Source organism: Lelliottia sp. 7254-16, assembly GCF_002922995.1.
Classification (GTDB): domain Bacteria; phylum Pseudomonadota; class Gammaproteobacteria; order Enterobacterales; family Enterobacteriaceae; genus Enterobacter; species Enterobacter jeotgali.
Window position 1 is genome coordinate 148,812 of the sequence record NZ_PQVS01000009.1, and the last position, 15,333, is coordinate 164,144.

Genomic DNA, 15,333 nt, shown 5'->3' on the forward strand with positions numbered 1-15,333 from the left:
TACTCATCAAATTTATTTAATAGAAAATCCCGCATAGATTAAATGCGTTAAAAATTTCATCATTATTCGTGGGGCTGAAAATGTTTACATTAAATCTATTACTGTGTGAATTAGATTTGTATGACAAAGAATAGAGTTATTACAAAATGAAAGCAATCATCTCAACGAATACAATAAATGAAAGTTTTTTATAGGATGGCCATTATTTAATGTATACATAATAGGTGTTAATTAAATATATTTCTGACATTAAACAACTTAACGCATGAGTAACTTTTTAACGATGATAAAACGATATTAGCTAACAATCAGGCATAAAAAAGCCAACTCACAGGCTGGCTTCTTCTATCAGGTATTCGTGTTTAGCGCTTATCGGGGCCGCCGAGGAAAAAGATCCCAAGGGGAATAGCCAGAAGGACCGTAAATACCAGACTGTAAACAAAGATCATCGCAGACTGCAGCACATACATGCTGGTGGTCCACTGCGAGAGCGGAATGTTGTACTGCTCAATCACGCCGACAATTGTCGCTCGCCCAACGCCAGCTGCGGCAATCAAAAACACCACAAACAGCGCCAGTAAAAACTTCCTGCCTTGCGGAGTGTTAAGTTTTTCGCGGACCATGTCTCTCTTTCCTTTACAGATGAATAACATTATTTCCGCTTACCCTAACACGATCGTCCTTTTCATTCCATATCAGCATTTAAATCTGCACCATCGCCACCAAAGCAGTTCAATCCACCTTATGAAATCAAAATATAAGTAAATCAAACCAAGCACTGGCCTGCGCTATGCTAATCTTGCATCGATTGTTTGACATAAAAGGAATGAATGTGAAAAACACACCTAAATTTGCCATTGCCCTTCTGACCGCTGCCTGCATGAGCACCAGCGCTTTCGCCAGCGAAACGCAGAAGCCACAGCCTCTTGAAAAGACTGCGCCGTATCCGCAGGCGGAAAAAGGCATGAAGCGCCAGGTCATCCAACTCCCGGTTCAGGAAGATGAATCGGCGTTTAAAGTCGAGCTGTTGATTGGGCAAAACCTGGAAGTGGACTGTAACCGTCATCGCCTGGGTGGCAAACTGGAGAGCAAAACCCTCGAAGGCTGGGGCTATGACTACTACGTGTTTGATAACGTGACGTCACCGGTTTCAACCATGATGGCCTGCCCGGATGGCAAGAAAACTCAGCAGTTCGTGACGGCCTATCTGGGTGATAACAGCCTGCTGCGCTACAACAGTAAATTACCGATTGTGGTCTACACGCCTGAGAATATCGACGTGAAATACCGAGTCTGGAAAGCAGACGAAAAAGTCGAAAACGCCGTCGTGCGTTAAAAAAAGGCCGGGTAGCGATACCCGGCCTTTTTGTATTGCGTTAACTCAGAGGGCAATATCCGCGACCGGTTTAGATTCCGGCTGAGGTTTTGCCTGCGGTTGCGCCTGTGGAGCCGCATCCGCTGCCTGCGGTTTTTCGTATTTAAGCTGCAGAACGCCGCTGGTGTATTCCAGCTCTTGTTCCGTCGCGGCAACATTCCCGTTCAGCTTAGTGCCATAAGAAGGAATAATCGTTTTCAGCTTCGCCTGCCATTCCGGGCTGGCGACTTTGTCTTTAAACACTTTTTCCATCAGATGCAGCATGATCGGTGCGGCAGTTGATGCACCAGGCGATGCGCCAAGCAGCGCCGCAATGGTGCCGTCTTTGTCGCTCACCACTTCGGTACCGAGGCGCAGTACACCACCCTCTTTCGGATCGCGTTTAATAATCTGCACGCGCTGGCCCGCCTGCCACAAGCGCCAGTCGGCTTTCTTAGCCTGCGGGTAATACTCTTGCAGGGCAGCGAAGCGGTCATCATCGGACAGCATCACCTGGCTAATCAGGTATTTCACCAGATCGAAGTTATCCAGGCCCACGTCCACCATCGGCATAAAGTTAGAGGTGGTCGTGGAGCTGAGCAGATCCCACAGGGAACCATTTTTCAGGAATTTAGTGGAGAAGGTCGCGAACGGCCCAAACAGCACCACGCGTTTACCGTCCAGAATACGGGTATCGATGTGCGGAACAGACATTGGCGGTGCGCCAACAGAGGCCTGACCGTACACTTTCGCCAGATGGCGATTCACCACTTCCGGGTTATCAGATACCAGGAACTGGCCGCCAACCGGGAAGCCTGCATAATCGTCCGCTTCGGGAATACCAGACTCCTGCAGCAGTTTCAGCGCTGCGCCACCGGCACCGATAAAGACAAACTTCGCCTTGATCACGTGCTCGGCTTCGTTGTTTTTCAGATCGGCGACTGTCACGCTCCAGCTGTTATCCGCATTGCGCTTGAAACCGCGCACTTCGGTGCTGACCTGCAGTTTGAAATTGTCTTTTTTCTGCAGAGCGCCCACCAGCTGACGGGTGATTTCGCCGTAGTTCACGTCCGTACCGATCTCAGTGCGCGTGGCGGCCACTTTCTGATTCGGGTCGCGACCTTCCATCACCAGCGGCGCCCACTCTTTGATCTGAGCATGATCTTCAGAATATTTCATGCCGCGGAACAGGCTGCTCTGCTGGAGTGCCGCATAGCGCGCGCGCAGGAAATTGACGTTATCGTCGCCCCAGACAAAGCTCATGTGCGGAACGGTGTTAATGAACGAGTGCGGATCGTGCATCACGCCGCTGTTGACCTGATGCGACCAGAACTGGCGGGAGATCTGGAATGCTTCATTGATCTCCACCGCCTTCTCGATACTAATGGAACCGTCCTTTTTCTGCGGGGTATAGTTCAGTTCCATGAGTGCCGAGTGGCCCGTACCGGCGTTATTCCAGCCGTTCGAACTCTCTTTCGCGACGCCGTCGAGGCGCTCAACCATGGTCATCGACCAGTCTGGCTGCAATTCTTGTAAGTAGGTGCCCAGAGTGGCGCTCATAATGCCGCCGCCAATTAAAAGGACGTCCGTTTCCTGCTCTTTCGGGGTATCAGCTTTCGCCGCCATCGAGATGGCGCTCAGCCCTACGGCCATAGAAAAGAGCATGGCAGTCATTTTTTTCATCATTTATGCCTTACTTGTAGTCGTGCTTTTTAGGTGGAAATTGCAGGTGAAATAAACTGCGGGGCAAACTTAACAATTTTTAAACATTGTTTAAAGGTTAAGAAATTATTGTAATTGTGAAATTAAATGTTGGGATTATTGTTGGGATACCCACAGAGGCGGCTGGCAAGGCGAGGTTTTTGTGGCTACTATGCTGCACTTTGTGATCGCGCGCACGGAAGCCTGCCCTAACCAGTGAATGCCTATGTCATTACCCCACTCTCCTGCCCTGACGCCTGACGATGGCCGTGTGGCGAGCGTTTTGCGCTCCCCCAAATTGTTTATGCGAGAAACATTAGCGGGTGTGATTACCGCACTGGCGCTGATCCCCGAGGTGATTTCGTTTTCTGTGGTCGCCGGGGTTGATCCGAAGGTGAGCCTGATTGCGTCAGTGGTGCTGTGTCTGGCGATGTCCGTTTTCGGCGGTCGCCCGGCGATGGTCACGGCTGCTGCGGGTTCCGTCGCGCTGGTGATCGGCCCGATGGTGCATCAGCATGGCGTGCAGTACATTCTGCCTGCGGTGATCCTCGCCGGACTCATTCAAATCCTGTTTGGCGCACTGGGCATGGCGCGTCTGATGCGCTTTATTCCGCAAGCGGTCATGACCGGATTTGTTAACGCCCTTGGCGTTTTAATTTTCTTTGCTCAGGTTCCCCATTTCTGGAGCAAAAGCCCGCTGATCGTCGGCCTGTTTGTGCTCACATTGCTGATTGTTATCTGGGCACCACGGTTTATCAAAAGTGTTCCCTCGCCGCTGATCGCCATTGTGATATTAACGATATTCACTGTGACCAGCGGGCAAATTCTGCCGACCGTCGGCGATGAAGGTTCCATGAGCGGCGGTTTGCCAGGCCTGACGCAGCTGCTGGTGCCGTTGAATATGCAAACCCTGAGCATTATCTGGCCCTGCGCATTGAGTACCGCGTTTGTCGGTCTGATGGAATCGCTACTGACCGCGAAACTGGTTGATGAACTGACCTTGACGCCGTCCAGCAAGCGCCGGGAGAGCATCGGGCTGGGCGTGGCGAACATTATGTCGGGTTTTTATGGCGGTATCGCCGGTTGCGCGATGATCGGGCAAACCATCGTCAATGTGGAGATGGGGAAAGGTCGCAGCCGTATCTCTACGCTGGCTGCGGGGGTTATTTTGCTGCTTCTGGTGACGGCACTGAGTGAAGTGATGGCCAAAATCCCGATGGCGGTGCTGGCCGGTATCATGGCTATTGTGGCGTTCAAAACCTTCAACTGGCACAGCGTTCAGCCAGCAGCCGTTAAGGCTGTACCAGTCGCGGAAACGGCGGTGATGCTAGTAACCGTTGCAGCCACCGTATTCACCGGCAATCTGGCGATTGGCGTAGTGGGCGGAATTATCGTGATGGCGATAATCCCTGCCCGCCTAAAACACAAACATAGGGCTAAAGCAGGAAAATCGTCGCCAGACCAAGGAAAATAAAGAAGCCGCCGGTATCGGTAATGGCGGTGATCATCACGCTCGACCCCACTGCGGGGTCGCGCCCAAAGCGGGTCATAGCCAGTGGGATAATGACTCCCATCATCGACGCCACCAACAGGTTTAGCACCATTGCCAGCATCATCACCCCGCCCAGCGCCATATCGTCGTAAAGCCACCAGGTGATGCCGCCCATGATTCCGCCCCAGACCAGGCCGTTAATCAGCGCTACGCCCATCTCTCTGAAGATCAGAAACGTGAAGTTACCGGGCTGGATTTTCTCCAGCGCCAGAGCACGTACAATCATGGTAATGGTTTGATTACCGGTGTTACCGCCAATCCCCGCCACAATGGGCATCAGTGAGGCCAGCGCCACCAGCTGTGAAATGGTATGTTCGAAACCGTCGATCACACGAGAAGCAATAAAAGCGGTGCAAAGGTTAATGGCCAGCCACGCCCAGCGCGTTTTAACCGCCTTACCAACGGAGGCGTGAACGTCATCCTCGGCGCTTAAACCGCCTAACGCACGTAAATCGTTGTCGGTTTCTTCGTACACCACATCAACGATCTCATCGATCGTCACACGGCCCATCAGTTTGCCGACAGAATCGACCACGGCGGCACTGATCAGGTTGTCACGTTCGAAGGTACGCGCGGCTTTTTCCGCATCGTCTTCGGGTGAGAAAACCATCGGCTGGGTTTCCATAACCTCACTCACCCGGCACTGCGTACCTTTGAGCAGGATGGTTTGCAGCGTTAACTCACCGAGCAACGTTTTGTCGCGCGCCGTGACAAACAATTTATCGGTGTTCTCAGGCATTTTCCCCAGTCGGCGCAGATAGCGCTGCACGGTTGCCAGCGTGACATCCGGGCGCACCATGATCACTTCGAATTCCATGATCGCGCCGACGCTGTCCTTATCGAAATTCATCACCTGCCGCACGCGGGCGCGTTCTTCGGCTGGCAGCGACGCCAGCAACCGGCCAGTCAGATTTCGCGGCAGGTGTTGGACCAGGTAGATCTGTTCGTCGATATCCAGGGTCTGTACGGCATCAAGAAGTTCCCGGTCGCTCATCTCATCAATGAGATCGTCCCAGACGTTTTCAGAAGCTTCCAGAAGTACCTGACCACGTTCATGATCCTGCACCAGTCGCCATAGGGCATGACGCTCTTCAGAGGGGAGAGATTCGAGGGTATCCGCCAGATCCGGCGGCGGCAAATGGGCTACCAGCGCCCCTACCTCAGCAATATCGTCGGACAAGGTACCGACGTCATATTGCTCAGCCAGGGTTAATTTACCTAATAACGCCGACGTGACTGCTTTATCAGTAGTGAGGAGCCAGATAAGTCGGGCACGCTCCTGATCGCGCAGCCTTGCGCTGTTTTTGTTTATCAACGACATCAATCATAAATCCATGAAATAAGGTGATATCAAGCATAGCGCGGGGGAATGTAAATGATAATAAACAAATAGCCGGAATGGATAAAAAAGCGGCGGATAGTGAGAGGTTTTGTGCCGGGTGGTGGCTACGCCTTAACCGGCTTACGGTTTTGTAGGCCCGGCAAACGCAGTGCCGCCGGGCAAAACAGTTTATGCGGTTCGCGCCACCGCATCCCGCGACGCCGCATCGCGCTCGTCGCCGGTCAGTTCACTGAGCTGACCGTCACGCATCTCCAGCAAGCGGTCGGCGTGAATGAAGTAGTGATCGTCATGGCTGATGGCGAAAATAGTCTTACCCATTTCCTGCATCAATGGCAGCAACACCTGATAAAACTCGCGGCGGAAGTGCGGGTCCTGATCGGCTGCCCATTCGTCCAGCAAAATGATGTCACGCTCTTCCGCTAACGCCAGCAGCAGCGCCACGCGTTTTTTCTGCCCTTTCGACAGCTTGAGATTGAGGATTTTCCCGTCCTGTAGTTCCAGTTTATGGGACATCTTCAGCTGTTCAAGCCATTTTGCCACCAGCTCAGGATCGGCCTGTTTGCCTTCGGAACCTAACAGCTGGTCGAATAGCCACACGTCGGTAAAGACGGCAGAAAAGAGTTTGCGATAATCCTCCGGCTTCTCGACCGACACGGCTTGACCATCCAGCAAAATTTCGCCCGACTGCGGTTGATACAGCCCGGTCAGGAGCATCGCCAGAGTCGATTTCCCGCTACCGTTACCACCAATCAGGAACAGCAGTTCACCACGATTGATCGTCAGATTCACCGGGCCGACCGCAAAATTATGGTCCTGATAATGGAAAGTGACGTTACGCAGTTCCAACGTTTTCCAGTTCGGAAAGGCTTGTGGGCGCGGGAATTCTGCGCGGAACGGCGCCAGCGCAAACTGATTGAGCTTTCTGAACGCCACCTGCGCGCTAAGCAGCGTCGGCAGTGCGCCAACGGCAGAAAGTAGCGGCGTGCGCAGGAACAGCAGCGTCAGCGAGTAGGTCGCCGCCACGTTGGTATCGGCCCATCCGAGGCTGTTCGCCATCCAGAACACCAGACCAATTGCGCCCAGCATCATGATATTCGACCAGTTCACCGCGCTCAGGTGGAAAGTATCGGCGCGGATAATGTGATGCCGATATTCGCGCGCATCCGGGATATAGAGATTATTGAAAATGTGCTCGGCGCGTTCGCGGTTCAGCGTCAACTCTTTACGCCCTTCCAGCACCGCCTGATAATCGTTATAGAGCTTGTCTTCTGTTTCGCGCAGCACCGCCATGTGTTTGTACACGCGCGACACCAGCAGATAGCCGCCCCAGATAGTGACTACGATCCAGATTGCGGTCACGGCCAGCATTTTGGTCGACAGCCACGCCAGATAAGCCGCTGACCCGAAAGTCAGAATGATGCCCTGTACCAGCTCCGGCAGGCGCACGAAAGCGATGGTAATGGCACGCACATCGCTGGTCAGCCCCGCTAGCAATGACGCACTGCCCAGCTGTTCGATACGCTCAACCTGGGTGTCGAGGATCCGTTTGATAAATTCGCCACGCAGGCGATAAACAAAATGGTGCCCCAACGCCGTCAGCGCCAGCTGTGAGGCCAGGGTGACTGCCATTAATAGCAGCAGCAGGCCGAGAAACTCCGGCAAAACCGACAGTTGGGTATCGACCATTTCAATCAAACGCACGTTAATAAAGGCGATAAGCCCAATGCCCAGCGCGGCGCTGGCAAGGCTGAGCGCCATGACCGCGACAAACGGCCAGCGGTACTGACGCCAGACAAGGAGAAGTAGTTGCATGCAAAGCAATCCGGACAAGAAAAAACAGCCAGCAGTGTAAACTGCCCGACGGTTACATCAAGAATAATTCTTATTTTTATTCGCTATCAGCCGCCTGACGGAAAGTCAGATTATAGCGATACTCCCCCGCCAGCGGATGCACACCGGGTTTAAGGGGTTGAATCCCGTGATAAAACAGCCGTGACTCTCCGCCCCACACCACCACATCGCCGTGTTCAAGCATCAGGCGTTTAAGCGGATCGCTGCGACGTAAACCGCCAAACTGAAAGATAGCGGGCAGGCCCAGCGAAACAGACACAATCGGCGCGCGCAGGTCGGGCTCGTCTTTATCCTGATGCAGCGACAATTTCGCCCCTGGCGCGTAGCGGTTGACCAGGCAGGCGTCGGGCCGAAAATGCGGATAGCCTGCTGCAACCGCTGCGTCATAGCACAGCGAACTGAAAACCTCAGGTGTTTTCGGCCACTGATGACCCGTTTTGGGATCGACGGGCGAATAGAGATATCCTCTTTCGTTCGTCGCCCAGCCCAGATTGCCACAGTTGGTCATCGCCACCGACATCGTGTAGCCGCCCGGCGTGACCATGTGGCGGAACGGCGAAATAGCGGCTACGGCTTCAATGCCCTGAAATAAGGTCTCTGCGCGTGCTAAAGCAAAGCGGCGCAAAATCACCGCGCCGGGCGCTAAAGGCTCTTCCCAGGGATCGCTATCCGCAAACAGATCCAGCATCACTCCTCCTGGTTTTTTGCTTCACGTTGCAACAACTGCGCTTTTCGCGCCGTTCCCCAGCGATAGCCGGACAGAGCGCCGTCGTTTCGCACCACGCGGTGACAGGGGATGACGATTGCCAGTTTATTTGCCGCACAGGCGCTCGCGACTGCCCGCACGGCTTTCGGTTTACCGATAGCGCTGGCGATCTGCTGATAGCTGGCCGTTTCACCGCAAGGTATAGAGCGCAGGGTTTGCCAGACCTGCTGCTGAAACGCAGTCCCGCGAATATCCAGCGGGAGTGCCAAAGTATTACTGCTGTTATCCAGGCTGTTAATGACCTGGTGGAGCCTTTTTGCAAATTCACCCTCTGGCGATTCTGAGTGCGCCAGAGGAAAGAGCGTGTGGATTTCTTCGATCAAAGAATCATCATTATCGCCCAGCAGAATTGCGCAGATCCCACGCTGGCTTTCTGCGACCAGACAACGGCCCAGATCGCAGTCGCTGATGGCGTAGCGCACGGTCACGTCGCTTCCGCCGCTGCGATACTGTTTCGCCGTCATCCCCAGCGCGTCATCGGCTTTTCGATAATAGCTGCTGCTGTCGGGGAATCCGGCGGCTAATACTGAGTCAGTAATTTTTTCTCCCGCCGTGAGAGACGTGCGCAAACGTCGGGCTCGTGCCGCCTGTTGCCAGGCTTTGGGCGTCATGCCCGTCACCGATTTAAACAGACGGTGAAAATGAAACGGACTCATCGCCACCTGATCGGCAAGTGCATTCAGGGTTAGCGTCGAATCACTTTCCAGCAGGCGGCAGGCCCTTTCGATTTTGGCCATTTTTTGCGCCTGTGGATCAGCTTTGTCCGGCGCACAGCGTTTGCAGGGGCGAAACCCTGCCTGTTCGGCATGAAAAGAATCGGGATAGAAATGAACATTCTTACGCAGCGCGTGACGCGCCCGACAGGAGGGACGGCAATAGATGCCGGTTGTCTGGACGGCAAAGACAAACTGGTTATCGGCATTAACATCGCGGGCCAGCACAGCCAGCCAGCGTTGTTCATCTGTATTCAGGGTCAGGTTTTTCATCATCGGCTCCTCTTACAAGCATACTCATACAATGCCTGAGCGCCACTGAACAAAAACCCGCAACCTTGCTTTTTAATTTTGTTCGCTGACGAGGAAGCCCTGGAACTGTGGCGACATCCAGGTTTTAAAACTCTCGCCCTCTTTGGTTATCATATACACCGCCAGCCCTTCTTGTCGCACCACCTGTTTGGCTTTCTCCGGGCCGAGGACCATCAGCCCCGTATCCCAGGTATCGGCCTCCAGCGCAGTTGGCGCGATGACGGTGACGGAAACCAGATTGTGTTCGATCGGACGACCGGTATTTGGATCGATAACGTGCGAAACTCGCTTTCCATCCAGCTCGTAATAGTTGCGGTAGCTGCCAGACGTGCTGATACCGTGGCCGTTAATGTCCACCACCGCCTGGACCGCATTTTGGGTATCGGTCGGTTTTTGGATCGCTACACGCCAGGGCTTATCGCTGGCGTTCAGGCCCCTACTCACCAGCGCACCGCCCACCGAGACCAGATAGCGTGAGATACCTTCCTGCGCCATTAGCGTAGCCAGATGATCCGCAGCGTAGCCTTCTCCGACTGTCGACAGGTCAACAAACAGATCGGGAATGTCTTTTTGCAGGTACTGCTGCCCGTATTGATTGATCACCGTCAGATGCTGCAAACCGGTACGCGCGCGGGCTTCGTCGATTTGTGCCTGATCGGGCACATGTTCAGGTTGTTTTGTTGGGCCAAAACCCCACAGATTGACCAACGGCCCGACGGTAATATCCATTGCGCCATTGGTTTTATAGCCAATGTGCAGAGACTCGGTGACGATATCGGCCATCGCTTCGCTTACCGGCCACAGGGAAGTGCTGTTCGACAGGTTAAAGCGCATCAGCGCTGAGTCATTTTTATACGTAGAGAGCAGTTGATCGTCAGCGTCGAGCTGTGACTGAATTTTATCGCGCAGTTCGTCCGCGCGTTTGGTATCAACATTGATAATGCTGACACGCCAGAACGTCCCCATGGTCTTCCCTTCGAGCACGGTGGCCGCAGGGGTTTCGGTTTTTACCGCAGAGGTGGAAGAGTCGCATGCCGCCAGTAATAAAACGCTCGCCAGAAGTCCGGCGCGCCAAAAAGTCATGTCCATTGGTTATTATCCTCATGCCTGGGCGGCAAGAGTATACCAAAACATGACGCAGGTAAGACCGCAAAAAGAGAAGAGAAAAAGGGGCCATTTGGCCCCTTTTGTGTTACTGAGCGTGTCTTAGAACTGGTAAACCAGACCCAGAGCGACGATATCATCAGTACCGATACCAGCCTGTTTGGTGAAGGTGTTTTCATCCAGCAGGTTGATTTTGTAATCCACGTAGGTGGACATGTTTTTGTTGAAGTAGTAAGTCGCGCCAACATCAACATATTTCAGCAGATCCTGATCGCCGAAGTTGGTGGTGCTGTTGCTTACGTCCTTACCTTTAGACTGCAGGTAAGCCACGGATGGACGCAGACCGAAGTCGAACTGGTACTGAGCAACCACTTCGAAGTTCTGCGCTTTGTTCGCGAAGCCGTAAACAGTGCTGTTGTTCTGAGAGTTACCGAAACGCGTTGCGTTGTAAGTCTGAGAATACTGCGCTGCCAGGTAGATGTTGTTGGCATCGTATTTCAGACCACCGCTGTAAACATCCGCGCGGTCACCCTGACCATACACAACCGCGCCATTCTGGTCAGCAGTACGTTTAGAGGAAGACGCTGCACCACCGATGCTGAAGCCTTCGCCCAGGTTGTAAGTCAGGGATCCACCGTAACCGTCACCATTCTGTTTCAGCGTGCTGCGACCGGTGTCGTTTTCACCGCTTGCGCTGCCGTTTTTACCCTGATACTGCAGAGCGAAGTTCAGACCATCAACCAGACCGAAGAAGTCCTGGTTACGGTAAGTTGCTACGCCGTTAGCACGGGATTGCAGGAAGTTGTCAGAACCATAGGTGTCGCCGCCAAATTCTGGCAGAACGTCAGTCCAGGAGGTCACGTCATAGATCACGCCGTAGTTACGACCGTAATCGAAAGAACCCGCATCAGCGAATTTCAGACCCGCGAACGCAACACGCGTCCAGGACTGGTTGTCGCTTTCGGTGGTGTTGCCCTGAACCTGATATTCCCACTGGCCGTAACCGGTCAGTTGATCGTTAACCTGAGTTTCGCCTTTGAAGCCGATACGCATGTAGGTCTGATCGCCGTCGTTACCTTTGTCGTCGGAGAAATAGTGCAGGCCGTCGACTTTACCGAACAGATCTAATTTGTTGCCGTCTTTGTTATAAATTTCAGCCGCATTTGCTGCGCCTGTTACCAGCAGAGCTGGTACCAGGAGGGACAGTACTTTAACTTTCATTTTATTAACCCTCTGTTATATGCCTTATTATTACCACTGCTTACTGATTAACCCTCTTAACCAGTCGGCAACTTCATTCTCCGCAAAAATACAGAATAATCCAATAAGATTATGATACTAAAACTTTGAAGATGTTTCATTTATCTACGAACATGTTTCATTTTGTAAATAAGAGGGAACTTTTCATTAGCACGAATAGCTAAAAAATATAGCACTTTAAAGCAACAACCCATTTAATCCATGTAATACCAAAGACTTAGCGAAAGAATACATTACCGCACTGATTGTCAAAACAAAATCCATCCAAATCACTAAAATAACTCCCGCTATCATCATTAACTTTATTTATTACCGTCATTCAGCTTTGAATGTCTGTTTATCCCTAATTCAACCGAGTGCACTGCATTCGGTTTTTTTTTACTCTTCTTTACGTAAAATGAATTGATTTGTGCTACCGCACTGAAATTATAACGACTATTAATTAATCATTAATTGCCTTTCTGATTCTTTCCTGAAATTTAACAATCTTTAATTTCTTGTTAATTAGTGCTATTTTTCGAGCATCTTGCCAAATATTTGTACAGTTCTATCACTCTTGTACACTTTCTGAATCACTCAGCCACGCGCAATTCAATGTACAAAAAGTCCCTCCGGCTCGGGCTACGATGCTGGAAATTCAGGTATTACCCTTTATACTGCCCTATCCCCCTTTACGTGCGGCCAAATCGGGTTAAACATATCAATGAGTCAGTCTGAAACCTCAGCGCCAGGTAAGTTCTCCCTCCTTCCTGGGAGCATCACCCGCTTCTTTCTTCTCTTGATCATTGTGCTGTTGGTGACGATGGGCGTTATGGTTCAAAGCGCGGTCAATACCTGGCTGAAGGACAGAAGCTACCAGATTGTTGACATCACCCACGCGGTGCATAAGCGTATTGATACCTGGCGCTATGCTACCTGGCAGATTTACGACAACATCGCTGCCGCACCGGGAGCATCATCAGGGGAAGGTTTGCAGGAAACGCGCCTGAAACAGGACGTTTACTACCTTGAAAAAACGCGCCGTAAGACCGAAGCGCTGATATTTGGCTCGCACGATAGCGCAACGCTTGAGATGACGCAGCGGATCTCGACCTATCTCGATACCCTGTGGGGCGCAGAAACCGTGCCCTGGTCGATGTACTATTTGAACGGTCAGGATAACAGCATGATCCTGATTTCCACGCTGCCTCTTAAAGATCTCTCTTCCGGGTTTAAAGAGTCCACTATTGGGTCGATTGTCGATTCTCGCCGTGCGGAGATGCTCCAGCAGGCCAACGCCCTGGATGAGCGCGAAAGCTTCTCTTCCCTGCGCCGTCTGGCGTGGCAAAACGGGCATTACTTTACGCTGCGTACCACTTTTAATCAGCCGGGGCATCTCGCCACCGTCGTCGCGTTCGATTTACCGATTAACGATCTGATTCCTCCTGATATGCAGCTGGACAGCTTCCGTCTGGAACCCGACAACTCCGCGCAAAATCTGCGTACGCCACCGGATAAAAAAGAGAGCACCGAGAGCGCATCCATCACCTTTAATGGCTCGAAAATTGAAATCGCCTCGCCGCTTAATTCGACAGGGATGCGCCTGGTCTGGCAAGTCCCGTTTGGCACGCTGCTGCTCGATACTCTGCAAAACATTCTGTTGCCGCTGCTGTTGAATATTGGTCTGCTGGCGCTGGCATTGTTTGGCTACAGCACCTTCCGCTTCCAGCCTGGACGTCAAAGCGAAAGCGTTTCGTCATCCGGCTCAAACAATGAATTACGTGTTCTGCGAGCGCTGAATGAAGAGATCGTCTCCATTCTGCCCCTCGGACTGCTGGTGCATGACCAGGAAGCCAATCGTACAATCATGAGCAACAAGATTGCCGATCACCTGCTGCCGCACCTGAATTTACAGAACATCACTGCGATGGCCGATCAGCATCAGGGGGTGATTCAGGCCACCATAAATAATGAATTGTACGAAATCCGTCAGTTCCGCAGTCAGGTCGCTTCTCGCACGCAGATCTTTATCATTCGCGACCAGGACCGTGAAGTTCTGGTGAACAAAAAGCTGAAGCAGGCCCAGCGGTTGTACGAGAAAAACCAGCAGGGCCGCGCGGCGTTTATGCAAAACATCAGCGACGCGTTTAAACGCCCATTGAAAGAGCTTGCCAGCCAGGCGGCGATGGTCAGCACCCCGGAAAACCATCAGCTCGCCAGCCAGGCGGATGCGCTGGTACACCTGGTAGATGAAATCCAGCTGGCCAATATGCTGGAAAATGACACCTGGAAAGGCAACGCCACCCTGTTTTCCATTCAGGATCTGATTAACGAAGTGGTGCCTGAAGTCCTGCCGGTTATCAAGCGCAAAGGGCTGCAGCTGCTGATTAACAACAACCTGCCTGCCAACGATAAGCGCCACGGCGATCGTGATGCGCTGCGCCGCATTGTGCTGATGCTTATCCAATATGCCGTCACCACCACGCAAATCGGTAAAATTACGCTGGAAGTGAGCACTGACGAATCCGCCGACGATCGTCTGACGTTCCGCATTCTGGACACCGGCGAAGGCGTTACGCTGAGCGAAGTCGACAACCTGCACTTCCCGTTCCTGAACGATACCCAGAGCGACAGTTACGGCAAAGCCAACGCCCTCACCTTCTGGCTGTGCGATCAACTGGCGCGCAAACTTGGCGGTCATCTGAACATTAAAGCCCGCGAGTCGCTTGGCACACGCTATTCACTGCACGTCAAAATGGCCGCCACTCCGCAGGAAGAAGATGAAGAACGACTGCTGGATGATGTAGTTATCATGGTGGATGTGACCTCGAGTGAGATCCGCAACATCGTGGTACGCCAGCTGGAAAACTGGGGCGCGTCCTGCATAACGCCGGATGAAAGGCTCACGAGTCAAGAATATGATCTGTTTTTAACTGATAATCCGTCTAATCTTACTGCCTCGGGCTTGCTTTTAAGCGATGATGAGTCAGGCGTGCGAAAAATCGGCCCTGGCCAGATGCGCGTCAACTTTAATATGAGCAATGCTATGCAGGAGGCTGTACTACAACTAATAGAGGAGCAACTGGCACAAGAAGAGATCCTGGAGTCCCCGTTGGGTGGTGATGAAAATGCCGAACTCCATGCCAGTGGATATTATTCGCTCTTTGTAGATACAGTACCAGATGATGTTAAGCGGTTGTATACTGAGTCCGCGGCGAAGGATTTCGCTGCGCTGGCGCAGACAGCACACCGGCTTAAAGGGGTGTTTGCCATGCTTAATCTGGTTCCGGGCAAGCAGTTATGTGAAACGCTGGAACATCTTATTCGCGAGAAGGATGCTTCTGGCACAGAAAAATACATCAGCGACATTGACGCCTACGTCAAAAGCTTGCTGTAGCA

11 protein-coding genes are annotated in these 15,333 nt (G+C 52.4%); 3 read left to right on the plus strand and 8 right to left on the minus strand.

Going from position 1 to position 15,333, the window contains the following annotated elements; all coding sequences use genetic code 11:
- Positions 1 to 362 precede the first annotated feature (362 nt).
- Entirely contained in the window at positions 363 to 623 is a 261-nt protein-coding gene (locus tag C3708_RS13855) for a DUF2534 family protein (protein ID WP_095282709.1), read from the minus strand.
- Positions 624 to 826: 203 nt separating this feature from the next.
- Between C3708_RS13855 and eco the strand changes: the two genes are divergently transcribed.
- Positions 827 to 1,336 carry a serine protease inhibitor ecotin gene (gene eco, locus C3708_RS13860; protein ID WP_095282710.1) on the plus strand — a complete coding sequence of 170 codons (510 nt, stop codon included), beginning with the start codon at positions 827 to 829 and terminating at the stop codon, positions 1,334 to 1,336.
- A 45-nt stretch (positions 1,337 to 1,381) separates the two neighbouring features.
- Here eco and mqo read toward each other — a convergent pair whose 3' ends face one another.
- Positions 1,382 to 3,037, minus strand: coding sequence for a malate dehydrogenase (quinone) (gene mqo / locus C3708_RS13865; protein ID WP_103949623.1), 1,656 nt, complete (start codon positions 3,035 to 3,037; stop codon positions 1,382 to 1,384).
- A 238-nt stretch (positions 3,038 to 3,275) separates the two neighbouring features.
- Between mqo and C3708_RS13870 the strand changes: the two genes are divergently transcribed.
- Positions 3,276 to 4,529 (plus strand): SulP family inorganic anion transporter, encoded by a 1,254-nt coding sequence (locus tag C3708_RS13870; RefSeq protein WP_338091890.1) that lies wholly within the window; start codon positions 3,276 to 3,278, stop codon positions 4,527 to 4,529.
- Here the strand turns inward: C3708_RS13870 and mgtE are convergent.
- The 6 genes from mgtE to C3708_RS13900 form a co-directional block, all read right to left on the minus strand.
- Positions 4,492 to 5,928 (minus strand): magnesium transporter, encoded by a 1,437-nt coding sequence (mgtE, locus tag C3708_RS13875; protein ID WP_095282713.1) that lies wholly within the window; start codon positions 5,926 to 5,928, stop codon positions 4,492 to 4,494. The genes C3708_RS13870 and mgtE overlap by 38 nt on opposite strands.
- 189 nt (positions 5,929 to 6,117) lie before the next feature.
- Positions 6,118 to 7,761, minus strand: coding sequence for a multidrug ABC transporter permease/ATP-binding protein (locus C3708_RS13880; protein ID WP_103949625.1), 1,644 nt, complete (start codon positions 7,759 to 7,761; stop codon positions 6,118 to 6,120).
- 76 nt (positions 7,762 to 7,837) lie between these two features.
- A complete protein-coding gene (alkB, locus tag C3708_RS13885) occupies positions 7,838 to 8,488 on the minus strand; it encodes a DNA oxidative demethylase AlkB (protein ID WP_103949626.1) in 651 nt (216 codons plus the stop codon).
- Entirely contained in the window at positions 8,488 to 9,552 is a 1,065-nt protein-coding gene (gene ada / locus C3708_RS13890) for a bifunctional DNA-binding transcriptional regulator/O6-methylguanine-DNA methyltransferase Ada (protein ID WP_103949627.1), read from the minus strand. Before ada ends, alkB begins: the two co-directional genes overlap by 1 nt.
- Before the next feature lie 72 nt (positions 9,553 to 9,624).
- On the minus strand, positions 9,625 to 10,680 hold the full coding sequence (gene apbE, locus C3708_RS13895) for an FAD:protein FMN transferase ApbE (RefSeq protein WP_103949628.1): 1,056 nt from the start codon (positions 10,678 to 10,680) through the stop codon (positions 9,625 to 9,627).
- Positions 10,681 to 10,797: 117 nt separating this feature from the next.
- Positions 10,798 to 11,916, minus strand: coding sequence for a porin OmpC (locus C3708_RS13900; RefSeq protein WP_103949629.1), 1,119 nt, complete (start codon positions 11,914 to 11,916; stop codon positions 10,798 to 10,800).
- Between the two features lie 742 nt (positions 11,917 to 12,658).
- On the opposite strand from C3708_RS13900, the gene rcsD reads away from it, so the two are divergent.
- On the plus strand, positions 12,659 to 15,331 hold the full coding sequence (rcsD, locus tag C3708_RS13905) for a phosphotransferase RcsD (RefSeq protein ID WP_103949630.1): 2,673 nt from the start codon (positions 12,659 to 12,661) through the stop codon (positions 15,329 to 15,331).
- The last annotated feature ends 2 nt before the right edge of the window (positions 15,332 to 15,333 follow it).

Coding starts and splice junctions, on each gene's coding strand:
- C3708_RS13880 (WP_103949625.1), bottom strand. CDS start 7,761: ATGCAACTACTTCTCCTTGTCTGGCGTCAGTACCGCTGGCCGTTTGTC.
- apbE (WP_103949628.1), bottom strand. CDS start 10,680: ATGGACATGACTTTTTGGCGCGCCGGACTTCTGGCGAGCGTTTTATTA.
- rcsD (WP_103949630.1), top strand. CDS start 12,659: ATGAGTCAGTCTGAAACCTCAGCGCCAGGTAAGTTCTCCCTCCTTCCT.
- C3708_RS13855 (WP_095282709.1), bottom strand. CDS start 623: ATGGTCCGCGAAAAACTTAACACTCCGCAAGGCAGGAAGTTTTTACTG.
- mgtE (WP_095282713.1), bottom strand. CDS start 5,928: ATGTCGTTGATAAACAAAAACAGCGCAAGGCTGCGCGATCAGGAGCGT.
- C3708_RS13870 (WP_338091890.1), top strand. CDS start 3,276: ATGCCTATGTCATTACCCCACTCTCCTGCCCTGACGCCTGACGATGGC.
- mqo (WP_103949623.1), bottom strand. CDS start 3,037: ATGAAAAAAATGACTGCCATGCTCTTTTCTATGGCCGTAGGGCTGAGC.
- alkB (WP_103949626.1), bottom strand. CDS start 8,488: ATGCTGGATCTGTTTGCGGATAGCGATCCCTGGGAAGAGCCTTTAGCG.
- eco (WP_095282710.1), top strand. CDS start 827: ATGAATGTGAAAAACACACCTAAATTTGCCATTGCCCTTCTGACCGCT.
- ada (WP_103949627.1), bottom strand. CDS start 9,552: ATGAAAAACCTGACCCTGAATACAGATGAACAACGCTGGCTGGCTGTG.
- C3708_RS13900 (WP_103949629.1), bottom strand. CDS start 11,916: ATGAAAGTTAAAGTACTGTCCCTCCTGGTACCAGCTCTGCTGGTAACA.